The organism is Klebsiella sp. DY2415 (genome assembly GCF_026314315.1).
Lineage (GTDB): Bacteria > Pseudomonadota > Gammaproteobacteria > Enterobacterales > Enterobacteriaceae > Klebsiella > Klebsiella ornithinolytica.
Map to the genome: position 1 here is coordinate 4,323,622 of NZ_CP111115.1, position 25,132 is coordinate 4,348,753.

Sequence of the window (25,132 nt, forward strand, 5' to 3'; positions counted from 1 at the left end):
AAATCGTCGCGGCAAACGCCGTTAATCAATAGGTAAGGCAGTGGTGTATTTTATCTGTTCCATCGCGAAACTCGAAGTGACATCAGACAGCCCGGGGACGCTGTTCACCAACCGTTTATAAAAATCATCGTAGCGTTTCATATCCGCCACCTGCACCCGCAGCAGGTAATCATACTCTCCCGCCATACGCCAGAAGCCGAGGACTTCCGCCATCTGCGTGACTTCGCTGACGAAGCGGCAGTACCAGTCGCTGCTGTGATGCTGGGTCTTAATCAGTACAAATGCCGTCAGACCGAGCCCCAGCTTTTCGGCATCCAGCAGCGCCACGCGCCCGAGCAGGATCCCCTCATCTTCCAGCCGCTTCAGCCGTTTCCAGCAGGGCGTGGTGGTCAGATTAACGGCATCAGCCAGCGCCTGCAAAGAGAGGGTGCAGTCAGTTTGCAGTAAAGAAAGCAGCTTACGGTCAATTTTATCTAGCATGAGGCACCTCCGGAGAAAAATTTTCTCCCTTCATTGTAATTGAAAGGCTAAATAGCAACAATTTTTCCTCACACTTCCGTTAAGCTGGGCACAAAATGACAAACAGGAAATGACGATGAATAGCGCCTGGGTAAAACACGCAATCAGTGAAATCAACGCCGATTATCAGCGTTCCGCCGACACGCACCTTATTCGCCTCGCGCTGCCCGGGTTCCCGGGTATTCAGATCTACCTGAAAGATGAGAGCACCCATCCTACCGGCAGCCTGAAACACCGCCTGGCGCGCTCTCTGTTCCTTTACGGCCTGTGTAACGGCTGGATTAAGGAAGGGACGACGATTATCGAAGCCTCTTCCGGCTCGACGGCGGTTTCTGAAGCCTACTTTGCGCGTCTGCTCGGTCTGCCGTTTATCGCCGTCATGCCTTCCTGTACGGCAAAACGCAAAATTGAGCAGATTGAGTTTTATGGCGGACGCTGTCACTTTGTCGAGAGCGCGTGTGAAATCTATGCCGCCTCCGAAAGACTGGCTCGCGAACTGAACGGCCATTATATGGATCAGTTTACCTTCGCTGAACGGGCGACGGACTGGCGCGGCAATAACAATATTGCCGACAGCATCTTTCGGCAGATGACCCATGAACCGCATCCGCAGCCCTCATACATCGTGATGAGTGCGGGGACCGGCGGGACTTCGGCCACGATTGGCCGCTATATCCGCTGTCAGGGCTATGATACGCAGCTGCTGGTGGTTGATCCGCAAAACTCGGTGTTCCTCGACTACTGGCAGAGCCGCGATGCCGGCCTGCGCAGCCCGGTCGGAAGCAAAATCGAAGGTATCGGTCGTCCGCGCGTCGAGCCATCATTTATTCCTGATGTCGTCGATGAGATGCTGCGGGTCCCGGACGCGGCCAGCGTCGCCACCGCCCTGTGGCTGGAAACGCTGCTTGGTCGCAAAGTCGGCGCCTCCACCGGCACCAATATGTGGGGCGTGCTTGAGCTTGCCGTGCGTATGCGCGCTGAGGGCCGTACCGGTTCTATCGTCACTCTGCTGTGCGACAGCGGCGAACGCTATCTGGAAAGCTATTACAACCCGCAGTGGGTCGCGAGCCAGATCGGCGATATCACTCCGTGGCAGGCAAAAATCGCGGAGATGGTGAACACCCAATAAAAAAAGCCAGACACCAAGGGTGCCTGGCTTGCTGGAAGGGTCTGTTTATTCGGGGGAATAAGGAAGATCGGGATTATCCAGCCAATGAGTTAAAAAATGGGAGACCGCTTCATGGCGACAGTCTCCAATAACCGGTAAATGCGGCAGTTCAGCTTTGAGCTGCGGCATTGCGTTACCCATAATGACCCCGCGCCCCACGCTACCGAGCATTTCGCGGTCGTTCATGGCGTCGCCAAACGCCATACAATCCTGCATCGACAGGCCCAGATGCTGGCTGAGTACCGCCAGCGCAGCGCCTTTATTACAACCATTCGGCAGCACTTCCAGGCAGTCGAACGCTGAAAAACAAATATGCGCGCGATCCCCGAGTGCTTCAGCCAGCTGAACGTTGAGCCGCTGGAGATCGTCGTGATCGCCGCAGAAGCAGACTTTGGTGACGTTATCCGTCGGCATCCGCCTGGGATCGTATATCTGATAGCGGAAGCCGCTGAAAATATGCGCTTTGAGCAACTCGGGCATCGCTTGCCCGGTAAACCAGCCACCGTCGTTAAAGACGTGCATACTGGCCGCCGTATCCCAGCGACGGTGGAGCACCGCTTCCGCGACGCCAGGATCAAGATCGCTACGGTGCAGTTCTTCACCATCCAGCGCGTGAATCCGCGTACCGTTGCCGGTAATTAAGTAAGCATCCAGCGAGAACTCACCGATGACGTGGCGCATTTCCAGCGCATGGCGTCCCGTGGCAAAGGTCAGGGTAATGTCACGATCGCGCAGGCGCTTCAGCGTTGAGAGCGTTGACGTTCCCAGACGATGGTCCGGCAGCAGCAGCGTGCCGTCCATATCAAAAGCAGCGAGTCTTGCCATGTGAGCTCCCAAAAGCACGGTGAGTTTTACTTGAGTTCCAGTATCACCTGAGATATACGGAAGTAATAGTGAATAGATAAATTTTATTGTTCCGGTTTTACAAACCGTGCTCGCGCAGGCTCCGAAGGGGCGAGGCCGAAGGACAGCCTGGGTAACAGGTGTGAATAAGCGCAAGCAGCGCAGAGGCAGTCTTGTCAGGTGAGATGAATATACACAAAATCATTCGGCCTGCATCAAGGCGGCAAGTGCGCGAATCCCCAGAAGCTTACTCTAGTAAGTGACCGGGGTGAGCAAGCGCAAGCAGCGCAGAGGCAGTCTTGTCAGGTGAGATGAATATACACAAAATCATTCGGCCTGCATCAAGGCGGCAAGTGCGCGAATCCCCGGGAGCTTACTCCAGTAAATGACCGGGTGAGCAAGCGCAAGCAGCGCAGAGACAGTCTTGTCAGGTGAGATGAAGATACACAAAATCATTCGGCCTGCATCAAGGCGGCAAGTGCGCGAATCCCCGGAAGCTTACTCCAGTAAGTGACCGGGGTGAGCAAGCGCAAGCAGCGCAGAGGCAGTCTTGTCAGGTGAGATGAATATACACAGAATCATCCGGCCTGCATCAAGGCGGCAAGTGCGCGAATCCCCGGGAGCTTACTCCAGTAAATCACCGGGTGAGCAAGCGCAAGCAGCGCAGAGGCAGTCTTGTCAGGTGAGATGAATATACACAGAATCATCCGGCCTGCATCAAGGCGGCAAGTGCGCGAATCCCCGGGAGCTTACTCCAGTAAGTGACCGGGGTGAGCAAGCGTAGCCAACGCAGAGGCAGGTTGAAGGATGAAGTGTATATGAGATTACTGAACCGGCTGAACCAGTACCAGCGCCTGTGGCTCCCCTCCTCCGGCGCGCCACAGCAGGTGACCGTAAGTGAGCTGGCAGAACGCTGTTTTTGCAGCGAGCGCCATATTCGAACGCTGCTTCGCCAGGCGCAGGAGGCCGGCTGGTTGAGCTGGCAGGCGACTCCCGGGCGTGGAAAACGCGGCACGCTGATTTTTCATACCGCGCCAGACGCCTTACGTAATGAGATGATGGAGCTGGCGCTGAATAACGGCCAGCAGAAAAATGCGCTGGAGCTGGCTCAGCTGGCGACGGAAGAGCTGAAGGCGCTGCTGTCACCTTTTCTTGGCGGTCAGTGGCAAAACAATACGCCGACTTTGCGCATTCCCTACTATCGCCCGCTTGACGCTCTGCAGCCGGGGTTTTTACCCGGTCGCGCCGAACAACATCTTGCCGGGCAAATTTTTTCTGGCCTGACGCGCTTCGGAGCACAAAATAGCGCTCCGGTCGGTGATTTAGCCCACCACTGGCAGGTATCGCCGGACGGCCTGCGCTGGCAGTTTTATATCCGCTCAACGCTGTTCTGGCATAATGGCGATCCGATAGAAACGCTGCAGCTTCGGCGGCGGCTGCTGATGTTGCTGGAGCTGCCCGCCCTGCGTACCCTGTTTGCCAGCATTAACCGAATTGATGTCACGCATGCGCAGTGTCTGACGATTACGCTGCATCGCCCGGATTACTGGCTACCGTTCCGCCTCGCCAGCGACGGCAGCTTACTGGCGCATCCCGATGAACCCACGGTCGGTAGCGGGCCGTTCCGTCTGAAACTGTTCAGCCCGGAGCTGGTGCGGCTGGAGAATCATCCGCGCTATCATCTGAACCACCCGCTGATCCAGGCGGTGGAGTACTGGATCACTCCCCAGCTGTTTGAGCAGAATCTGGGCACCAGCTGCCGCCACCCGGTGCAGATTACCATTGGCGATCCGGACAAGCTGGCAAATCTTCGTCAGGTCAGCAATAGCATCAGCCTCGGGTTTTGCTACCTGGCGCTGCGTCAGAGCCCTCGCCTCAGCAAAGCTCAGGCGCAACGTCTGGTATCGCTGATTCACCGCTCTTCACTGCTGAAGACGCTTCCGCTCGACGAAGATTTGATTACCCCCAGCAACGAGGTGTTGCCCGGATGGACCATTCCCCAGGGGCCAGAGAATCAGGATATTCCTCTGCCCGAACAGCTTACGTTGCTGTATCACCTGCCGGTCGAACTGCACACGATGGCAGAACAGCTCCGCCTACGGCTTGCCGCCCTCGGTTGTGAACTGAAGCTCATTTTTCACGACGCCAAAAACTGGCACGGTTGCCAGGAACTGGCGCAGGCGGATTTGGTCATGGGCGATCGGCTGATCGGCGAAGCGCCGGAATACACGCTGGAACAGTGGCTGCGTTGCGATACGATGTGGCCTCATTTATTGACCGGGGCACAGTATGCTCATCTGCAGGCCACCCTCGATGCCGTCCAGGCGCAGCCTGAAGAACGCAGCCGCAACGAAGCGTTGCGCAATGTCTTCAATATCCTGATGGACGATGCCATCATGACGCCGCTATTTAATTACAATTATCGCATCAGTGCCCCACCGGGCGTAAACGGCCTGCAGCTTAACGCCCGGGGCTGGTTTGATTTCACCAGCGCCTGGCTACCGGCATCGCCGCCGTGATGAAGCTGGTCGCCGCGCCCATCAGGCGCTACCATATCGCTTTCACTTTGATTGTCAGGAATTGCCATGAAACGCGCCGTAGTTGTCTTCAGCGGAGGACAAGATTCAACGACCTGCCTGGTGCAGGCTCTGCAACAGTACGATGAAGTGCACTGCGTCACTTTTGATTATGGCCAACGCCACCGCGCGGAAATTGACGTCGCTCGCTCTCTGGCGTTAAAGCTGGGCGCCGTTGCCCATAAGGTGCTCGACGTGACGTTGCTTAACGAGCTTGCCGTCAGCAGCCTGACCCGCGATAACATCCCGGTGCCGGACTATGAGCCGGAAGCCAGCGGTATCCCGAATACCTTCGTGCCCGGGCGTAATATCCTGTTTTTAACCCTGACGGCGATTTACGCCTACCAGGTTAAGGCAGAGGCGATCATTACCGGCGTGTGCGAAACCGATTTTTCCGGCTACCCGGACTGCCGCGATGAGTTCGTGAAAGCGCTGCACCATGCCGTCAGCCTCGGAATGGCGAAAGATATTCGCTTCGAGACGCCGCTGATGTGGCTTAACAAAGCCGAGACATGGGCCTTAGCCGATTACTGGGGCCAGTTAGCACTGGTGCGCCATGAAACCCTGACCTGCTATAACGGCATTAAAGGCGACGGCTGCGGACAGTGCGCGGCCTGTAACCTGCGCGCCAACGGGCTAAGCCAGTACGAGGCCGATCGGCCGGGTATTATGGCAGTGATGAAACAGAAAACCGGGCTACAGTAACCGGTCATTTCCCGGTAGCGGCTGACGCCATACCGGGCCTGTAAGATCCGCGCATGACATCAAGCCCGTAGCCGGTCAGCGCAATTCCAGTACCAAATCCGCAACGCACCGTCGGCCGGGTAAGGCATCAGCCACCGCCCGGCATTTTCTCTATGGCCGTTAGCTGAGACGGATGCGCGATAGCGCATCCGGGACACATGCCTCCGACTGGCCTGTCAGCAAGGCTCCAGCTGAATCAGTTTCTCGCGCAGTTCCCCCTCCAGCGGCAGCGCCTTCTGCGTTTTAAGATCGATGCAGACAAAGGTGATTAGCGCATCGGCTACCCCTTCGCCGTTAGGATTGAGAGTTACCACCTGGCTTAATGTTCCGCTTTTCCCGTTCAGCTGTTCCAGTTTGCTGGTGACGGTAAGCACATCGCCTAACACCGCCGGGCGGCGATAATTGATATTGATATTCACCACCACGAAGGCGATGTTGCGTGCGGTCATCCAGTGAAAAGCCGGGCTGCTTTCCAGGCCGTCCCAACGCGCCTCTTCGAGAAATTCCAGATAACGCGCATTATTGACGTGCTGATAGACGTCGAGATGATAGCCGCGAACTTTGATTTGTGTCTGCATAGCGCACATGCCTTATCTTTCATTGTTGTTTTGAGGTCAGAGGTCACACCACTTATGTGACCTCTTCATTCTGGCAAATAATGACGACTGTGCAAACTTGTGCTGAAAATTTATAACTTCAGATGTGACAGATTTCTCTCCACCAGCGAGTGCCCCATCCCCGGGACCTGCTTAAGATCGTCAACGGTTTTAAATGGTCCGTACTCTTCGCGATAGCTCACGATTGCCTGCGCTTTCTTCAGACCGACGCCATTCAAAGCCTTTGCCAGCTCCTCTGCGCTGGCACTATTGATACTCACCCTGATTCCATCATTCTCAGTCGCGTTTAACGTCTCAGGCACCTTCGCCTGCGGCGTCTGCACGCTCTCCTTTGCCGTCGCCGACATTTTCCCGCTGGAAGGGGCGGCAAGTACACCCTGATGTCCTGCCGCGCAAACCAGTACGGCGGCGGCAATAAGCGTTTTCAATCCACGTTTCATGCTGTTATCTCCTTGTTTGTAGACAGCGGGATCACAATAGCGAGGGTGGAAATAGAGTACAAAAGACAAACCGCAGAAATGGAAAAGGCCGCGAAAGCGGCCTTTGAGGATTACATCACGTTACTGATTTTTGCGAAGCGTCACGAAATTATTGCTGTTGGTCGATAGCATCGCCGAGTTTAATTTTCGCGGACTTACGCAGGTTGCTCATCAGCGCTTCGAAAGCAATCTGAGCATTGTTCTGCGTGATGCCTTGCACCATGGCTTTTTTCTGCGCTTCCGGCATGTCGCCGGCTTTGACCTCATCCAGCGCCAGCAGCACCACGTTGCCTTTGATGTCGCTACCCATACCGTAGACAGGTTTACCCTGCTGCGGCAGCGGCAGAGCAAACGCCGCCTGGCTCAAGGGATCCTGACCGGTACGTGCCAGCGTCTGCGCCGGGCCGAAGCTTAAACCTGCGGCTTTCATCGCCTCGTCACCTTTACCATCTTTGAGCGCGGCCAGCAGCTTGTCTGCATCCAGCTTCGCCTGCTGTTCAGCTTTGGTATGTTTGACGATATCGATAACCTGCGCTTTCACATCTGCCAGTGGCTTCACGGCTTCCGCTTTGTGCTCGCTGATACGCAGAACAAAGGCGCGATCGCCATCGACGGTGATGATATCGGAGTTGCTGCCCGGCGTACCGTTCTCGCCCACCAGACCGCCGTTGAAGATAGCATCGGCAACCGGTTTAAAGTTCAGCTCTTCTGGCAAATTGTCACGCCCAAACCAGCCGGTTTCGGTCACTTTCACATTCGCAGCCTGTGCGGCGCTGGCCAGCGATTCGTTATCATTGCTGGCGGCATCGCTCACTTTCTGCTGCAGCGCGTAGTAAGCATCCAGCGCTTTTTCCTGCTTCACTTTCGCCGCGATATCATCGCGAACTTCGGCCAGCGGTTTAACCTTCGCCGGCTGAACATCATCAAGACGAACAACCAGGAAACCAACGGAAGATTTAATCACGCCAGAAAGCTGGCCTTTTTCTTTCAGACCGGCATTTTTCAGCTCTGGTACCGTCGCAGCATCGTCCATCCAGCCCATATCGCCACCGTTGCGGGCAGAGATAATGTCGGTAGATTTTTCTTTCGCCAGGGTGGCGAAATCGGCCCCTTTCTTCAGCTCATCCAGAACCGTCTGGGCATCGGCTTCGGTCTTGGTCTGAATCACGCTGTAGCGGTTACGCTGCGGCTGCGTGAACTGATCCTGATGCTGATCATACCAGGACTGGATTTCCTCGTCAGAGGCGTTCTCCTGCATGCCAGCCGCATCCATTTTGATGTAGCTCACGCGGAACTGCTCCGGCGCCATGAAACGGGCCTGGTTTTGCTGGTAGTAAGCGTTGACTTCCTCATCGGTCACCGTCTGCTTCGCCGCCAGTGCATTGACATCGATGGTGGCTTCACGCACTACGCGTTGCTGGGATACCAGCGCAGCCAGCTGATCGGATTCACCGGGCAGCATAAAGTCAGTACCGGCAATGGCATTAATCAGCTGCTGAGTTGTCAGCTGGTTGCGCAGCGCCTGCGCGTACTGATCGGTGGTCATGCCCATTTGATTCACGATACCGCTAAAACGTTCGTTATCAAATTTGCCGTCAGTCTGGAAAGCCTGAGTCTGGAAGATAGCCTGTTTGACTTGAGCATCGCTGACGCTCAGTCCGAGTTCGCGGGCGTACTGGTCAAGCAGCGACTCGTCAATCAGACGGTTCAGCACCTGCTGACGCATGGTTTTCATGTAGTTTTCGTTGGCCGCCAGTTCAGAGAACTGATCGCCAAGCTGCTGCTGCATACGGTTACGTTCGCTGGCAACGGCATTTTCAAACTGTGAGCGACCAATTTCCTGGTCGTTAACTTTCGCGGCATAATTGTTACTGCCGCCAATCAGGTAACCACTCACCCCGGTCAAAATGAACGAGATAATGATGATACCGAAAATAATCTTGAGCACGACGCTATTGGCGGCCGTGCGTAGGTTGTCCATCATGGTGTAACAACGCTCCGCTGTAGATGACTTTAGCTCGCGCAGCATAGCACGTGATGGCTGCCGCGCGTGAGGACCTATTTTGACAAGAAAATGGGGTGATTGTCAGCCCACAAGTGCGTACAAACACACATAAAGTCGGGTTCCGGGCAAATAAAAAAGGCACATCTCGCGATGCGCCCTTGTACTTCGTCACATTCCCTGATGGGAAGCCGATCAGTTTACCGCGTCTTTCAGCGCTTTACCGGCACGGAAACCCGGCACTTTGGCAGCAGCGATGGTAATTTCTTTACCTGTTTGCGGGTTGCGACCAGTACGGGCAGCGCGCTCTTTCACAGCAAAGGTACCAAACCCGACCAGCGCAACGTCATCTCCAGCCTGCAGAGATTCAGTAACAGAAGCAATTAAAGCATCTAACGCACGTCCGGCTGCAGCTTTAGAAATGTCCGCACCCGCAGCAATTTTGTCAATCAGTTGAGATTTATTCACTGTTCTCTTCCTCTCTTTATAATTTATATCGCACCAGAATCCTTCGTGGTGCGACCGCGCAGCAGTTATATCAGGACTGTCATGCCCTTACAACAGAGTTGTAGATGACCCCCTGCCAGCGATCTAAGTTAGCTACACAAAAAAAGGCTGGCAAGTACGAATTTACTTCCCAGCCCCACTTTTCTTAGCGCTATTTGCGCGAAATCACTATTTTGCCGTGACGACCTGCATGCCGAATGGTTCGTTCTGCAACGCAAGTGTCAGAACTTCTTCGATTCGTTTCACCGGATGGATATCTAAATCGGCAATAACGTTATCTGGAATTTCTTCAAGGTCACGTTTATTTTCATCAGGAATCAGAACAGTCTTAATGCCGCCGCGATGTGCCGCCAGCAGTTTTTCCTTCAGACCGCCGATTGGCAGCACCTGACCACGCAGGGTAATTTCCCCCGTCATCGCGACGTCAGCGCGTACCGGATTCCCCGTCAGACAGGAGACCAGCGCGGTACACATCGCAATACCGGCGCTCGGACCGTCTTTCGGCGTCGCCCCTTCCGGAACGTGAACGTGAATATCACGTTTTTCGTAGAAATCCGAATTAATTCCCAGCTTATCCGCACGCGAACGGACCACGGTCAGCGCAGCCTGAATAGACTCCTGCATCACTTCGCCCAGCGAACCGGTATAGGTCAGCTTGCCTTTACCCGGCACACAGGCGGTTTCGATGGTCAGCAGATCGCCGCCCACTTCCGTCCATGCCAGACCGGTGACCTGGCCGACGCGGTTTTCGCTATCCGCACGACCGTAGTCATAGCGCTGCACGCCAAGGAAATCATGCAGGTTATCACCATTAATCGTGATGTGCTTCAGTGACTTATCCAGCAGCAGCTGTTTAACCGCCTTACGGCACAGCTTGGAAATTTCACGCTCCAGCCCACGCACGCCCGCTTCACGGGTGTAATAGCGAATAATCCCGACGATCGCGCTGTCCTCTACGGTCAGCTCGCCTTTCTTCAGCGCATTACGCTCAATCTGCTTAGACAGCAGGTGACGTTTGGCGATGTTCAGTTTTTCGTCTTCGGTATAACCGGACAGACGAATCACTTCCATACGATCCAGCAGCGGCGCCGGAATGTTCATGGAGTTAGAGGTCGCCACAAACATCACATCGCTCAGATCGTAGTCCACTTCCAGATAGTGGTCGTTAAACGCCACGTTCTGTTCCGGATCTAACACTTCCAGCAGCGCTGAGGCCGGATCGCCGCGCATGTCGGAGGACATTTTGTCGATCTCATCCAGCAGGAACAGCGGGTTTTTCACCCCCACTTTCGCCATTTTCTGGATCAGTTTGCCCGGCATTGAGCCGATGTAGGTCCGGCGGTGACCGCGGATTTCCGCTTCATCACGCACGCCGCCCAGCGCCATACGCACGTACTTACGGCCGGTGGCTTTAGCGATGGACTGGCCCAGCGAGGTTTTACCCACCCCCGGCGGTCCAACCAGGCACAGAATCGGCCCTTTCAGCTTGTTGACGCGGCTCTGTACTGCGAGATACTCAAGGATACGATCCTTCACGCGCTCCAGGCCGTAATGGTCGGTATCGAGGATCTCCTGAGCCTGACGCAGATCTTTTTTGACCTTGCTGCGCGCGCTCCACGGCACCTGCACCATCCAGTCGATGTAGCCGCGTACGACGGTCGCTTCCGCCGACATCGGCGACATCATCTTCAGCTTTTGCAGTTCCGCTTCGGTTTTTTCTTTCGCCTCTTTCGGCATTTTTGCCGCGTCGATCTTGCGCTTCAGCGCTTCGTTCTCGTCCGGGGCATCGTCCATCTCGCCAAGCTCTTTCTGGATGGCCTTCATCTGCTCATTCAGATAGTACTCACGCTGAGACTTTTCCATCTGCTTTTTCACGCGGTTGCGAATACGCTTCTCAACCTGCAGCAGATCGATTTCCGATTCCATCATCGCCATCAGATATTCCAGACGTTCGTTAATGTCGGACATCTCGAGGACGGACTGCTTATCTGCCAGCTTAAGCGGCATGTGCGCAGCAATGGTATCAGCCAGACGCGCAGGATCGTCGATGCTGTTGAGCGACGTCAGCACTTCCGGCGGGATTTTCTTGTTCAGCTTGATGTAGCCTTCAAACTGACCGATCGCGGTGCGCACCAGGACTTCCTGCTCGCGTTCGTCGATCACCGGCGATTCCAGGTACTCTGCTTTCGCTGAAAAATGCTCGCCGTTATCAGACAGTGCAGAAATACGCGCGCGCTGCAGGCCTTCAACCAGCACTTTGACGGTGCCATCAGGCAGCTTCAGCATCTGTAAAATTGACGCCACGGTCCCGACGGTGAAAAGATCATTTACACCCGGCTCATCCGTCGAAGCTTCTTTCTGCGCAACCAGCATGATTTTTTTATCATGGTCCATAGCCGCTTCAAGACAACGGATAGATTTTTCCCGCCCTACAAACAGGGGTATGACCATGTGCGGATAAACCACCACATCGCGCAACGGCAATACGGGGATTTCAATGCGTTCAGAACGCTCAGGATTCATAGAGCTCTCTCTTAGTTTAAAGTCCGCCAGGTAGCCAGCGGCACGACTCGTCATCGCGACGCCGTTAATATGTAATCCAGTATATGGGGATGTATTCCACACATTCAACGGCGGGAATGCAGGAAAAATAAAAGGGGAGATAAAATCCCCCCTTTTTGTTAACTGCTTGAGCAAGTTGGCTAATTATTCACCAGACGCCTGCTGCGCTTCCGGTTTGCCATAGATCAGCAACGGCTTGCTTTGTCCGTCGATAACGGAAGCATCGATGACCACTTTTTCCACGTCTTCCATTGACGGAAGATCGTACATGGTATCGAGCAGCGCGGCTTCAACGATGGAACGCAGACCACGAGCACCGGTTTTACGCGCCATCGCTTTTTTGGCGATCGCGTCCAGCGCTTCATCGCGGAACTCCAGCTCAGCGCCTTCCAGGTTAAACAATGCCTGATACTGTTTGGTCAGGGCATTTTTCGGCTCTTTCAGGATCTGAATCAGCGCTTCTTCGCTCAGCTCATTCAGCGTTGCAACGACCGGCAGACGACCGATGAACTCCGGAATCAGACCAAATTTGATCAGATCTTCCGGCTCAACCTGAGACAGCAGCTCACCTTCGCTCGCTTTGTCAGATTTGGCTTTTACCGTCGCGCCGAAACCAATACCTGAACCGGTTTCGACACGATGGGAAATAACCTTATCCAGACCGGCAAACGCGCCGCCGCAGATAAACAGAATCTTGGAGGTATCAACCTGCAAGAACTCCTGCTGCGGATGCTTACGCCCGCCCTGCGGTGGTACCGCGGCAACGGTTCCTTCGATAAGCTTCAGCAGCGCCTGCTGCACGCCTTCGCCGGAGACATCGCGGGTAATCGACGGGTTATCCGATTTACGGGAAATTTTGTCGATCTCATCGATGTACACGATACCGCGCTGCGCTTTCTGTACGTCGTAGTCACATTTCTGCAGCAACTTCTGAATGATGTTTTCGACGTCTTCACCGACATAACCGGCTTCGGTCAGGGTGGTGGCGTCCGCCATGGTGAACGGTACATCCAGCAGACGCGCCAGCGTTTCCGCCAGCAGCGTTTTACCGGAACCAGTCGGCCCGATCAGCAGAATGTTACTTTTACCCAGCTCAACACCGTTGCTGGTATCACCATTGCGCAGGCGTTTGTAGTGGTTGTATACCGCAACGGCCAGCACTTTTTTCGCCGGCTCCTGGCCGATAACGTAATCGTCCAGGTGGTGGCGGATTTCGTGCGGAGTCGGCAGCGCACTGCGTTCACGATGCGGCGCGACTTCTTTAATCTCTTCGCGAATGATGTCGTTACATAAATCAACGCATTCGTCGCAGATATACACGGATGGCCCGGCGATCAGCTTACGCACTTCATGCTGGCTTTTGCCGCAAAAAGAGCAATACAACAGTTTGCCCGAACCATCTTTGCGTTTATCTGTCATGAGTCCAAACCTCTTATTAAGTTCTTTGTGCCGCACACGACGACGCAAATGCCATTCTCAGGCGCAAGCCGCTGATAAGCGTTGTGCCGCCCTACTCCAGACAAGTATAGCGGCCCCCTTGCGCCAGGGGCATCAATTACGATGGGTCAAAATGGAATCGACCAGGCCGTATTCCACCGCTTCGGAGGCTGACAAGAAACGGTCACGCTCGGTGTCGTTCTCAATCTGCGCAAGGGATTGACCCGTATGGTGTGCCATCAGTTCATTCATCCGCCCTTTCACTTTCAGGATCTCGCGGGCGTGAATTTCGATATCCGTCGCCTGACCCTGATAGCCGCCCAGCGGCTGGTGGATCATCACACGGGAATTCGGCAGGCAGAAACGCTTGCCTTTTGCCCCTGCGGTCAGCAGGAACGCGCCCATCGATGCCGCCTGGCCCATACAAATGGTGCTCACGTCAGGCTTGATGAACTGCATGGTGTCGTAAATCGACATCCCGGCGGTGATCACCCCGCCCGGAGAGTTAATGTACAGATAAATGTCTTTTTCCGGGTTCTCTGCTTCCAGAAAAAGCATCTGCGCCACGATCAGATTCGCCATGTGGTCTTCCACCTGGCCGGTCAGAAAGATGACGCGTTCCTTGAGCAGACGGGAGTAGATATCAAAAGAACGTTCACCGCGCGAGGTCTGTTCAATGACCATCGGCACCAGGGCCATATGGGGTGCAAAGTTATCTCGTTCGCCACTGTATGACATTTCCGTCTCCTGGATTAATTTTGAATAAACCTGCCGCACTGATTGTAACCTTATGGACGGATTATCAGCCAGAGTCTTCTGTCCGTCATCGTTCAAATTACCTGGATATCGGCCTTACGCCCGTAACCTGAACAAATCCCGACAGACACGCTTCGTCATTATGCATGATTTCACGCGTGCAGTTTCGTCTCCTCGTTGTGGGGACGATGCAATCATAATTCAAGCATAACAAGCTTTTGTCGTAACGCTATCATTGATATCGCGTTTTCGCACTCATCCTGAAGCTATTGCTGCGATAAAAAAAAACCCGCCGCCTCTCGGCAACGGGTTTTACCTGAACGTTAAACCGTGGGCGAAATTACGCCTGCTGGTTCATCAGTTCATTGAAGGTCGTGGCTTTTTCAGACACTTTCGCTTTTGCCAGAACGGCTTCAACAGCCTGCTCTTCCAGCGCGACGTTACGCATGTTGTCCATCAGTTCGTTGTTTTTGCTGTAGAACTCAACAACTTCTTTCGGATCTTCGTAAGCGGAAGCCATCTCTTCGATCAGGCCTTTAACACGCTCTTCGTCAGCTTTCAGCTCGTTGGTACGAATCACTTCGCCCAGCAGCAGACCGACAACTACGCGGCGTTTAGCCTGCTCTTCGAACAGTTCGCGCGGCAGTTCCAGAGCCTGCTTCTCATTGCCACCGAAACGCTGAGCAGCCTGACGACGCAGAACGTCGATTTCGCTGTCGATCAGGGCAGCCGGCACGTCGATGTCGTTCGCTTTAACCAGACCTTCGATAGCCTGAGACTTCACGCGGTTACGCACGGCGCCTTTCAGCTCGCGATCCATGTTTTTACGCACTTCAGCGCGCAGACCTTCTACGGAACCATCTTCAACGCCGAAACGTTTGATGAATTCAGCAGTCAGTTCCGGCAGCTCGCGCTCTTCAACTTTCTTCAGGTTGATAACGAACTTAGCCGCTTTACCTTTCAGGTTTTCTGCGTGGTATTCTTCCGGGAAGGTCACATCGATAGTGAACTCTTCGCCCGCTTTGTGGCCTTTAATACCGTCTTCAAAGCCTGGGATCATACGACCCTGGCCCATCGCCAGTACGAAGTCAGTCGCTTTGCCGCCTTCGAACTCTTCGCCGTCAACAGAACCGGTGAAGTCGATGGTTACGCGGTCTTCTGCATCAACAGCGCCATCTTTGTCTTTCCAGTTAGCCTGCTGCTTACGCAGCGTGTCCAGCATGGTGTCGACATCAGCTTCGGTCACTTCAACAACCGGTTTTTCAACTTCGATAGTTTCCAGACCCTGCAGCGCAACTTCCGGATAAACTTCGAACTCTACCGCGTAGGTGAAGTCTTCACCCAGCTTGTATTCGCCCGGAACGTAGTTCGGTGCGCCGGCTGGATTGATTTTCTCTTTGATGATCGCGTCAACGAAGTGACGGCTCATCAGGTCGCCCAGCACGTCCTGGCGAACGGATGCGCCATAACGCTGAGCAACAACATTCATCGGCACTTTCCCTTTACGGAAGCCGTCAATGCGAACTTTTTTCGCCACGTTGACCAGCTCGCTTTTGACAGCATTCTCGATGCTGTCAGCGGCGATAGTAATCGTTACACGGCGCCCAAGGCCCTGAGTGGTTTCAACTGAAACTTGCATCTTGTTACCTCAAAAAAATCACAGTGCTCGGTCAACTCTGGAAGCGCGTGTACGTTGCTTCGCAGAACCGGGATGCCCTCTTCAATCAGAAACACATTCCCTGTCGCCAGAATCATCCCGAAGACATTCATATAAGACGCGGCATTATAGCGGCATCACTTTTGTGAGTCGAGAACGGTTGTCGCCCACGGCTGCGGCATTTTTCACAATTCCCGCGCAAATTTGTCTTTAAAAGCGCCCACTGCACACATTTTCAGACAAAACAAAACGGCCCGCAGGCCGTTTTTTGATAAATCTTCACGCAACATACTGGAAAAGTTCCCGCGGTTGCAAATACGATTTCTAGGCGATACTTCCCGCACCGCGACAAGGAGGAGATGCAAATACCGTGTCCTGAAGCCCTTCCCACTCTTTAATCGTATAGGTATGCAGCGCCAGCGCATGCACAGTGCTCGACAGCTCCTCAGTCAGCGTACCGTAGATCATACGGTGACGGTTCAGAAAACGCTCGCCGGTGAAACGATCGCTCACCAACACCACTTTAAAATGACTTTCAGAGCCAGCCGGGACATTGTGGCGATAACTTTCATCCACGACTTCGAGATACACGGGGTCGAACGCTGCCCTAAGTTTTGCTTCGATCTGTTCACGTATCATCATGAATTTTCTCCTCCGACAACGCTGAGATGCCGCCATTCCTTTTAAATGTTAGCCGCTTTTACCGCTTCCATTAGGGGAAAACAACAAAAAATTAGCATTCTTCTGATATTTTCATTCAAAAGTATCAAGTTTACTCACTCTCTCCCCCAGAACGTCCGCCTGGATCGCGATAAAAATGGGAGACGGCGATAAAATGTACAACGCGATGAATTTACATGCGTTGCCACTTCCCCTCGCCGTTGGCGATGTTATGATGGCGGTAATTTTCCTCAATGACCCGAAATAGATTTGAGCGACGGAAAGGCTACAAACGGGAGAGTCCTCAGGCGCTTGCTGAAGCGAGTGACGAGGGCGAACAAGAGCCGCTAACGCAACCGTTGCCTGAAGTATGACGGGTATAACAACACCATGCGCTGAGACCCTGAACATGTTTAAGAAAATTCTTTTCCCGCTGGTCGCGATGTTTATGCTGGCAGGATGCGCGACGCCTCCGACTACCATTGATGTATCGCCGAAAATGAGCCTGCCGCAGCAGGACCCAAGCCTGATGGGCGTCACCGTCAGCATTAACGGTGCGGACCAGCGTCCGGATCAGGCGCTGGCGAAGGTCACCCGCGATAACCAACAGGTTACGCTGACCGCCTCCCGCGACCTGCGCTTCCTGCTGCAGGAAGTGCTGGAAAAACAAATGACCGCGCGCGGTTATATGATTGGGCCGAACGGCGCAGTCGATCTGCAGATTATCGTGAATAAACTGTATGCCGACGTTTCCCAGGGCAACGTGCGCTACAACATCGCCACGAAGGCAGATATCGCGATTATCGCCACCGCCGCGAACGGCACCAAAATGACCAAAAACTATCGCGCAAGCTACTCTGTTGAAGGCGCCTTCCAGGCCTCCAACCAGAATATCGCCAATGCGGTGAACAGCGTCCTGACCGATACCATCGCCGATATGGCGCAGGACACCAGCATTCATGATTTCATCAAGCAAAACGCGCGTTGATCGTTCGCCAACCCGGCCTTGCGCCGGGTTGGCGCCATAAGCCATGTCCAACCACTACTTACGCATTTTCCAGCAGCCTAAATCAGCTATTTTGCTGATCCTAGGGTTTGCTTCCGGCTTGCCTCTGGCGCTGACCTCCGGCACGCTCCAGGCGTGGATGACCGTTGAAAATATCGATCTGAAAACGATCGGCTTCTTCTCGCTGGTTGGCCAGGCTTACGTCTTTAAGTTTCTCTGGTCGCCGTTAATGGACCGCTACACGCCGCCGTTTCTTGGCCGGCGCCGCGGCTGGCTGCTGACCACGCAGTTTCTGCTGCTTATCGCCATTGCCGCCATGGGATTCCTTGAGCCTTCGACCCAGCTCCGCTGGATGGCCGCATTAGCGGTCGTTATCGCCTTCTGCTCCGCATCGCAGGATATCGTCTTCGATGCGTGGAAAACCGATGTGCTGACGGCAGAGGAGCGCGGCGCTGGCGCGGCCATCAGCGTGCTGGGCTATCGCCTGGGGATGCTGGTCTCCGGTGGCCTGGCGCTGTGGCTGGCTGACCGTTGGCTCGGCTGGCAGGGAATGTACTGGCTGATGGCCGTGCTGCTGATTCCCTGCATTATCGCCACCCTGCTGGCGCCAGAACCGAGCGATGTGATTCCGGTACCAAAAAGCCTCGAACAGGCGGTCGCCGAACCGCTGCGCGACTTCTTCGGACGTAACAACGCCTGGCTGATCCTGCTGTTAATCGTCCTTTATAAGCTCGGCGATGCCTTTGCGATGAGTCTGACCACCACGTTTTTGATTCGCGGAGTCGGTTTTGATGCCGGCGAGGTGGGAATGGTCAATAAAACGCTGGGACTTTTCGCGACGATTGTTGGCGCACTTTACGGCGGCGTACTCATGCAGCGCCTCACTCTGTTTCGCGCCCTGCTGATTTTCGGCGTGCTACAGGGCGTATCCAATGCCGGCTACTGGCTGCTGTCGATTACCGATAAACATCTTTACTCCATGGCGACGGCGGTCTTTTTCGAAAACCTGTGCGGCGGTATGGGCACGGCGGCATTTGTCGCCCTGTTAATGACCCTGTGTAATAAATCGTTTTCCGCCACCCAGTTTGCTTTGCTGTCCGCGCTATCGGCAGTCGGTCGCGTGTACGTCGGGCCCATTGCCGGCTGGTTCGTCGAAGCTCACGGTTGGCCGACGTTTTATCTGTTCTCTGTCTTTGCCGCCGTCCCGGGAATTGTGCTCCTGCTGCTCTGCCGGCAAACCCTGGAGTACACGCAACGCACCGGAAGCTTTATTCCGCGCACGGACTATCCACAGACCTATACGCTGGCGCTGCTGATTCTGGCCGTGGGTTCGCTGATGCTGGGCATATGGCTGCTGTTGCTGATACTCAATGCCCTCGACTTCACCTCTTTTTCCTTCCTGCCCACGCTACTGGAAATTGCGGCCCTCACCGCCATCGCCGGCGTTGTGCTCGGAAGTCTGCTGGATTATCTGGCGTTACGGAAGAGTGCGCTGATTTAACGCATCATTGCGCTGTTATTAGCCGTTGTAATCACTGATCGTAATTATAACGGCTTATTAACGATTTTATATTGTTCATTTTTCATTTGTTGTTTTGTGCGCTTTACATTTTTGGAAGTTATTGACAACTTTTATTCAAAACATTAAATAATTTAACCGATTCAGCAAAAGCGATTTAATATCGCCGCCGCGCAATGTCTTTTATTTGATAATTAATTGTTAATTAGTTGTGTTATTTTTCGGATGTTTATACTCATTACCCCATAAGCCCATCCATTCTTATCTCTTTCGTTATAGATCCTGCATATAACGTGCTTTGCAAGCATCAGCGTCACACTCGGTTACATATGTGACAAAGCGAGCAGAACCCGCTAACACAGAACTGACACAGCCCCAATCATGTTTACAGTAATGCAACCTTCCCGTAAAATGCCCGTACACTTTAAGCGCCACCAGATTCCGTGGAATTGAGGTCGTTCAATGAGACTTAGGAAATACAATAAAAGTTTGGGATGGATGTCATTAATCGCAGGTACTGTATTACTCAGTGGTTGTGATTCTGCGCTCCTTGACCCAAAAGGACAGATTGGACTGGAGCAACGTTCTCTGATACTGACGGCCTTTGGCCTGATGATGATTGTCGTTATTCCCGCCGTCTTAATGGCAGTAGGATTTGCCTGGAAGTATCGTGCGAGTAATAAAGATGCGAAGTATAGCCCGAACTGGTCACACTCCAACAAAGTTGAAGCTGTGGTCTGGACGGTTCCTATTCTGATCATCCTGTTCCTGGCCGTTCTGACCTGGAAAACCACTCACGCACTTGAGCCAAGCAAACCGCTTGCTCACGAAGAGAAACCGATCGTCATCGAAGTTGTTTCGATGGACTGGAAATGGTTCTTCATCTATCCGGAACAGGGTATTGCTACCGTCAACGAAATCGCCTTCCCGGCGAACGTACCGGTACACTTCAAAGTGACCTCTAACTCCGTGATGAACTCGTTCTTTATCCCACGTTTAGGCAGCCAGATTTACGCAATGGCCGGGATGCAGACTCAGCTGCACCTCATCGCGAATGAAACTGGCACTTATGACGGTATCTCCGCAAGCTATAGCGGCCCGGGCTTCTCTGGTATGAAGTTCAAAGCTATCGCCACGCCGGATCGTGCAACCTTCGATCAGTGGGTAGCGAAAGCGAAACAGTCGTCGAACACTATGGACTCCATGGCGGCCTTCGACAAACTGGCTGCGCCTAGCGAATACAACAAAGTGGAATACTTCTCTGACGTGAAACCGGATTTGTTTAAAGATGTTGTGAACAAATTTATGTCTCATGGCAAGAGCATGGATATGTCCCAACCTGAAGGCGAGCACGCAGCGCACGAAGGGATGGAAGGCATGGACATGAGCCACGCGGAAACCGCTCACTAAGGGGCCGAGGAAGAAAACGATGTTCGGAAAACTTACACTGGATGCAGTGCCCTACCACGAACCCATTATTGTGGTTACGGTGGCTGCGATTATCATCGGGGGACTGGCGCTTCTGGCGGCAATCACTTACTTCGGTAAGTGGTCCTACCTTTGGAATGAGTGGCTGACTTCGGTCGACCACAAACGACTCGGTATCATGTATGTCATCGTAGCAATCGTGATGTTGCTGCGTGGCTTCGCTGACGCCGTTATGATGCGTAGCCAGCAGGTGCTGGCCTCGGCCGGGGAAGCAGGGTTCCTGCCGCCTCACCACTACGATCAGATCTTTACCGCCCACGGCGTTATCATGATCTTCTTCGTAGCGATGCCGTTTGTTATCGGTCTGATGAACCTCGTGGTTCCGCTGCAGATCGGTGCGCGCGACGTTGCCTTCCCGTTCCTCAACAACCTGAGCTTCTGGTTCACCGTTGTGGGCGTGATTCTGGTTAACTTGTCTCTGGGCGTCGGTGAATTCGCTCAGACCGGTTGGCTGGCCTATCCGCCGCTGTCGGGAATCGAGTACAGTCCGGGCGTTGGGGTCGATTACTGGATCTGGGCTCTCCAGCTATCCGGTATTGGTACGACGTTAACCGGTATTAACTTCTTCGTGACCATTATCAAGATGCGTGCCCCTGGCATGACGATGTTCAAGATGCCAGTATTTAGCTGGGCATCTCTGTGCGCCAACATCCTGATTATCGCCTCCTTCCCAATCCTGACCGTCACCGTCGCGCTGCTGACCCTGGACCGCTACCTGGGCACCCATTTCTTTACCAACGATATGGGTGGCAACATGATGATGTACATCAACCTGATTTGGGCCTGGGGCCACCCGGAAGTGTATATCCTGGTTCTGCCGGTCTTCGGGGTGTTCTCCGAAATCGCTGCAACCTTCTCGCGTAAGCGTCTGTTTGGCTACACCTCGCTGGTATGGGCAACAGTGTGTATTACCGTTCTGTCGTTCATCGTTTGGCTGCACCACTTCTTCACCATGGGTGCCGGCGCGAACGTCAACGCCTTCTTCGGTATTACCACCATGATTATCGCCATCCCGACCGGGGTTAAGATCTTCAACTGGCTGTTCACCATGTACCAGGGCCGCATCGTCTTCAACTCAGCCATGCTGTGGACTATCGGCTTCATCGTGACCTTCTCTGTTGGTGGTATGACCGGCGTTCTGCTGGCGGTACCGGGCGCGGACTTCGTGCTGCACAACAGTCTGTTCCTGATTGCCCACTTCCATAACGTCATTATCGGTGGTGTGGTATTCGGTTGCTTTGCTGGTCTGACCTACTGGTGGCCGAAAGCCTTTGGCTTCACGCTGAACGAAACCTGGGGCAAACGCGCTTTCTGGTTCTGGATCATCGGCTTCTTCGTTGCATTTATGCCGCTGTACGTGCTGGGCTTCATGGGGATGACCCGTCGCCTGAGCCAGCAGATTGACCCGCAGTTCCACCCGATGCTGGTTGTTGCGGCATGCGGTGCGGCGCTGATTGCCTGCGGTATCCTCTGCCAGCTGATTCAGTTCTACGTGTCTATCCGCGATCGCGAACAGAACCGCGACCTGACCGGTGACCCGTGGGGCGGCCGTACTCTGGAGTGGGCAACCTCTTCTCCGCCTCCGTTCTACAACTTCGCTATCGTTCCTGTCGTTCACGAACGTGACGCGTTCTGGGAAATGAAAGAAAAAGGCGAAGCGTATAAGAAACCGGCTGGCTATGAAGAGATTCATATGCCGAAAAACAGCGGCGCGGGCATCGTTATTGCTGCTTTCGCAACGGTGTTTGGTTTCGCGATGATCTGGCACATCTGGTGGATGGCGATTGCAAGCTTCGTCGGTATCCTGGTGACCTGGATTATTAAGAGCTTTGACGAGGACGTGGATTACTACGTGCCGGTTGCAGTAGTCGAAAAACTGGAAAATCAGCATTTCGATGAGATTAACAAAGCAGGGCTGAAAAATGGCAACTGATACTCTTGCGCATAACGCCCACGCGCATGAACACGGGCACCACGATACAGGGCCGATGAAGGTATTCGGCTTCTGGATCTACCTGATGAGCGACTGCATTATCTTCGCCACCCTGTTTGCTACCTATGCCGTTCTGGTGAACGGCACGGCTGGCGGACCGACCGGTAAAGATATTTTTGAACTGCCGTTCGTTCTGGTTGAAACCGCGCTGCTGCTGTTCAGCTCCATCACCTACGGCATGGCGGCTATCGCCATGTACAAAAACAACAAGAGCCAGGTTGTCTCCTGGCTGGCGCTGACCTTCCTCTTCGGGGCAGGGTTCATCGCGATGGAACTCTATGAATTCCATCACCTGATTGTTGAAGGTATGGGCCCGGATCGCAGCGGCTTCCTGTCAGCGTTCTTCGCGCTGGTCGGAACCCACGGTCTGCACGTCACCTCCGGTCTGATCTGGATGGCGGTGCTGATGGTTCAGGTTTCACGTCGTGGTCTGACCAACACTAACCGCACCCGTATCATGTGCCTGAGCCTGTTCTGGCACTTCCTGGACGTTGTGTGGATCTGCGTGTTCTCGGTTGTTTATCTGATGGGGGCAATGTAATGAGTCATTCTAGCGATCATAACGGCGCTTCTCACGGCAGCGTAAAGAGCTACATGACAGGGTTCGTCCTGTCGATCATTCTGACGGTTATTCCGTTTGCTATGGTTATGAGTGGCTCCGCATCGCATGCGGCTATTCTGGGAACTATCCTGGTCACTGCTGTTGTGCAGATTCTGGTACACCTGGTGTACTTCCTGCACATGAACAGCAAGTCTGACGAAGGTTGGAACCTGACCGCGTTTATCTTCACCGTAATCATCATTGCTATCGTTGTTGTTGGCTCCATCTGGATTATGTGGAACCTGAACTACAACATGATGATGCACTAAGAGCGGCAAGTATGTTTAAGCAATACCTGCAAGTAACGAAACCTGGCATCATTTTTGGCAACCTGATCTCCGTGATCGGCGGTTTCCTGTTGGCCTCCAAGGGCCACATCGACTATCCGCTGTTTACATGGACGCTCCTTGGGGTGTCCCTGGTGGTCGCCTCGGGTTGTGTATTCAACAACTACATCGACCGTGACATCGATCGTAAGATGGAACGGACGAAAAACCGGGTGCTGGTCAAAGGGCTGATCTCGCCACAAGTTTCGCTGGTATACGCCACCTTGCTGGGTATTGCTGGCTTCATGCTCCTGTGGTTTGGCGCTAACCCTCTGGCCTGCTGGCTGGGGGTGATGGGGTTCGTGGTTTATGTCGGCGTCTACAGCCTGTACATGAAACGCCACTCCGTCTACGGCACGCTGATTGGTTCTCTCTCCGGCGCTGCGCCGCCGGTGATTGGCTACTGTGCGGTGACCGGTAATTTCGATAGCGGCGCGGCGATTCTGCTGGCTATCTTCAGCCTGTGGCAAATGCCTCACTCCTACGCCATCGCGATTTTCCGCTTCAAGGATTATCAGGCGGCGAACATTCCGGTTCTGCCGGTCGTGAAAGGTATTTCCGTGGCGAAAAACCACATTACGCTGTACATCGTGGCTTTTGCTGTCGCTACGCTGATGCTGTCGCTGGGTGGCTACGCCGGGTATAAATACCTGGTCGTTGCGGCCGCGGTGAGCGTCTGGTGGCTGGGGATGGCGCTGCGCGGTTACAAAGTGGCGGATGATAAAGTCTGGGCGCGTAAGCTGTTCGTCTTTTCTATCGTCGCCATTACCGCGCTGTCGGTCATGATGTCCGTCGACTTTATGGTGCCGGATTCACACAATCTGCTGGCCTACGTCAGATAAGATTGTCGCTCTGACAAACCCCGCTCCGGCGGGGTTTTTTATTGCCCGGAGTTATCCCACCAGCATCGCCTGCGCGCTATACAGCAGATCCAGATGGTCGCGACACAACGCATCCAGCGAAGTCCGCGACTGATGAGAGGTCAGGCTCAGCGCCCCCCAGTACATCCCTTCCCTGTCGGATAGAGGCACCGCCAGAACCAGCATCCCAATTTCAAACTCCTGCTCGATAGTGGCAAACCCCTGGCGCCGCACCAGCGCAATTTTGTCCATCAGCATCGCCACGTCCGTCACCGTATACGGCGTGCGCTGTTCGCGTTTGATTCGCCGCAAAATCATCTCGCACTCGTCTTCCGGCAGCGAGGCCAGCCAGAGTCGCCCGCCGGCGGTGCAGAATATTGGCACCCGCTCCCCTAACCGCACCGAGGTCGAGTTAAACGGCGTATGTTTGCTGCGCGCGATATACACCAGTTCATCTTCATCAATCACCCCTACCGACGCATGCTCTTCCGTGCGGCTGGCAATGTACTCAACGATGGGGCGGACCATGCGCGGGAACTGGGCCGAATCAACATAGGCCTGCCCCAGGCGCAGCGCTTTTGGCGTCAGCCAGTAGTAGCGCCCGTCGGTCTGTACATAGCGTTCGTGCAGCAACGTCAGCAGAAAACGTCGCGCGGCGCTCTGCGTCAGGCCACTCATTTTCGCCGCCTGAGGTACGCTGAGCCGGGGAAAATCTTTGGAAAAAAGCTGGATCAAGGCCAGTCCTTTTTGCAGACCGACTATCAAATCGCGCGGATGTATTGTGTTTTGCATATCAGCTCACATTTCTGCAA

At 54.1% G+C, this 25,132-nt stretch carries 22 protein-coding genes; 10 read left to right on the plus strand and 12 right to left on the minus strand.

Annotated features, from left to right (window positions below; all coding sequences use genetic code 11):
• Positions 1–21: 21 nt before the first annotated feature.
• On the minus strand, positions 22–480 hold the full coding sequence (locus tag OQV00_RS20595) for an Lrp/AsnC family transcriptional regulator (protein ID WP_004858739.1): 459 nt from the start codon (positions 478–480) through the stop codon (positions 22–24).
• A gap of 115 nt (positions 481–595) precedes the next feature.
• Here OQV00_RS20595 and OQV00_RS20600 point away from each other — a divergent pair, with 115 nt between their 5' ends.
• Positions 596–1,648, plus strand: coding sequence for a PLP-dependent cysteine synthase family protein (locus OQV00_RS20600; protein WP_069476201.1), 1,053 nt, complete (start codon positions 596–598; stop codon positions 1,646–1,648).
• A gap of 45 nt (positions 1,649–1,693) precedes the next feature.
• On the opposite strand, the gene cof is transcribed toward OQV00_RS20600, so the two are convergent.
• Complete coding sequence (gene cof, locus OQV00_RS20605) at positions 1,694–2,512, minus strand: HMP-PP phosphatase (RefSeq protein WP_004858732.1); 819 nt, start codon at positions 2,510–2,512, stop codon at positions 1,694–1,696.
• Between the two features lie 836 nt (positions 2,513–3,348).
• Here cof and OQV00_RS20610 point away from each other — a divergent pair.
• Positions 3,349–5,049, plus strand: a complete 1,701-nt coding sequence (locus OQV00_RS20610) for an SgrR family transcriptional regulator (RefSeq protein ID WP_048022759.1) — start codon at positions 3,349–3,351, stop codon at positions 5,047–5,049.
• A gap of 66 nt (positions 5,050–5,115) precedes the next feature.
• Positions 5,116–5,811: a 7-cyano-7-deazaguanine synthase QueC gene (queC, locus tag OQV00_RS20615; protein ID WP_004858727.1), complete on the plus strand. Its 696-nt coding sequence runs from the start codon at positions 5,116–5,118 to the stop codon at positions 5,809–5,811.
• 215 nt (positions 5,812–6,026) lie between these two features.
• Here the strand turns inward: queC and OQV00_RS20620 are convergent, their stop codons facing one another.
• The 9 genes from OQV00_RS20620 to bolA form a co-directional block, all read right to left on the minus strand.
• Complete coding sequence (locus tag OQV00_RS20620; protein WP_004858725.1) at positions 6,027–6,428, minus strand: YbgC/FadM family acyl-CoA thioesterase; 402 nt, start codon at positions 6,426–6,428, stop codon at positions 6,027–6,029.
• A 110-nt stretch (positions 6,429–6,538) separates the two neighbouring features.
• Complete coding sequence (locus tag OQV00_RS20625; RefSeq protein WP_266279354.1) at positions 6,539–6,907, minus strand: helix-hairpin-helix domain-containing protein; 369 nt, start codon at positions 6,905–6,907, stop codon at positions 6,539–6,541.
• Positions 6,908–7,055: 148 nt separating this feature from the next.
• A complete protein-coding gene (ppiD, locus tag OQV00_RS20630) occupies positions 7,056–8,930 on the minus strand; it encodes a peptidylprolyl isomerase (protein ID WP_004858720.1) in 1,875 nt (624 codons plus the stop codon).
• Between the two features lie 213 nt (positions 8,931–9,143).
• Positions 9,144–9,416: a nucleoid-associated protein HU-beta gene (gene hupB / locus OQV00_RS20635; protein ID WP_002444653.1), complete on the minus strand. Its 273-nt coding sequence runs from the start codon at positions 9,414–9,416 to the stop codon at positions 9,144–9,146.
• A gap of 207 nt (positions 9,417–9,623) precedes the next feature.
• The gene (gene lon / locus OQV00_RS20640) at positions 9,624–11,978 is read right to left on the minus strand and encodes an endopeptidase La (protein WP_266280708.1); all 2,355 of its coding nucleotides are present in this window, start codon (positions 11,976–11,978) and stop codon (positions 9,624–9,626) included.
• Positions 11,979–12,161: 183 nt separating this feature from the next.
• Positions 12,162–13,436 carry an ATP-dependent protease ATP-binding subunit ClpX gene (clpX, locus tag OQV00_RS20645; RefSeq protein ID WP_004858716.1) on the minus strand — a complete coding sequence of 425 codons (1,275 nt, stop codon included), beginning with the start codon at positions 13,434–13,436 and terminating at the stop codon, positions 12,162–12,164.
• A gap of 132 nt (positions 13,437–13,568) precedes the next feature.
• Positions 13,569–14,192, minus strand: coding sequence for an ATP-dependent Clp endopeptidase proteolytic subunit ClpP (gene clpP / locus OQV00_RS20650; RefSeq protein ID WP_004858713.1), 624 nt, complete (start codon positions 14,190–14,192; stop codon positions 13,569–13,571).
• Between the two features lie 358 nt (positions 14,193–14,550).
• A complete protein-coding gene (gene tig / locus OQV00_RS20655) occupies positions 14,551–15,849 on the minus strand; it encodes a trigger factor (RefSeq protein WP_004858711.1) in 1,299 nt (432 codons plus the stop codon).
• A 342-nt stretch (positions 15,850–16,191) separates the two neighbouring features.
• The gene (bolA, locus tag OQV00_RS20660) at positions 16,192–16,509 is read right to left on the minus strand and encodes a transcriptional regulator BolA (RefSeq protein ID WP_015585028.1); all 318 of its coding nucleotides are present in this window, start codon (positions 16,507–16,509) and stop codon (positions 16,192–16,194) included.
• Between the two features lie 427 nt (positions 16,510–16,936).
• Here bolA and OQV00_RS20665 point away from each other — a divergent pair, with 427 nt between their 5' ends.
• The 7 genes from OQV00_RS20665 to cyoE all read left to right on the plus strand — a co-directional run bounded on the left by OQV00_RS20665 (position 16,937) and on the right by cyoE (position 24,302).
• Positions 16,937–17,515: a lipoprotein gene (locus OQV00_RS20665; protein WP_004858708.1), complete on the plus strand. Its 579-nt coding sequence runs from the start codon at positions 16,937–16,939 to the stop codon at positions 17,513–17,515.
• A gap of 43 nt (positions 17,516–17,558) precedes the next feature.
• Complete coding sequence (gene ampG / locus OQV00_RS20670; RefSeq protein WP_004858707.1) at positions 17,559–19,034, plus strand: muropeptide MFS transporter AmpG; 1,476 nt, start codon at positions 17,559–17,561, stop codon at positions 19,032–19,034.
• 480 nt (positions 19,035–19,514) lie between these two features.
• The gene (cyoA, locus tag OQV00_RS20675; protein ID WP_004858705.1) at positions 19,515–20,462 is read left to right on the plus strand and encodes a cytochrome o ubiquinol oxidase subunit II; all 948 of its coding nucleotides are present in this window, start codon (positions 19,515–19,517) and stop codon (positions 20,460–20,462) included.
• A 19-nt stretch (positions 20,463–20,481) separates the two neighbouring features.
• Positions 20,482–22,473, plus strand: a complete 1,992-nt coding sequence (gene cyoB, locus OQV00_RS20680; RefSeq protein WP_004858703.1) for a cytochrome o ubiquinol oxidase subunit I — start codon at positions 20,482–20,484, stop codon at positions 22,471–22,473.
• The gene (locus tag OQV00_RS20685) at positions 22,463–23,074 is read left to right on the plus strand and encodes a cytochrome o ubiquinol oxidase subunit III (protein ID WP_004129790.1); all 612 of its coding nucleotides are present in this window, start codon (positions 22,463–22,465) and stop codon (positions 23,072–23,074) included. Before cyoB ends, OQV00_RS20685 begins: the two co-directional genes overlap by 11 nt.
• On the plus strand, positions 23,074–23,403 hold the full coding sequence (locus OQV00_RS20690; RefSeq protein ID WP_004858696.1) for a cytochrome o ubiquinol oxidase subunit IV: 330 nt from the start codon (positions 23,074–23,076) through the stop codon (positions 23,401–23,403). The genes OQV00_RS20685 and OQV00_RS20690 overlap by 1 nt, the downstream gene beginning before the upstream one ends.
• Before the next feature lie 11 nt (positions 23,404–23,414).
• On the plus strand, positions 23,415–24,302 hold the full coding sequence (gene cyoE / locus OQV00_RS20695; RefSeq protein WP_266279356.1) for a heme o synthase: 888 nt from the start codon (positions 23,415–23,417) through the stop codon (positions 24,300–24,302).
• Between the two features lie 51 nt (positions 24,303–24,353).
• On the opposite strand, the gene OQV00_RS20700 is transcribed toward cyoE, so the two are convergent.
• Positions 24,354–25,112 (minus strand): IclR family transcriptional regulator domain-containing protein, encoded by a 759-nt coding sequence (locus OQV00_RS20700; RefSeq protein ID WP_004858693.1) that lies wholly within the window; start codon positions 25,110–25,112, stop codon positions 24,354–24,356.
• Positions 25,113–25,132: the final 20 nt, after the last annotated feature.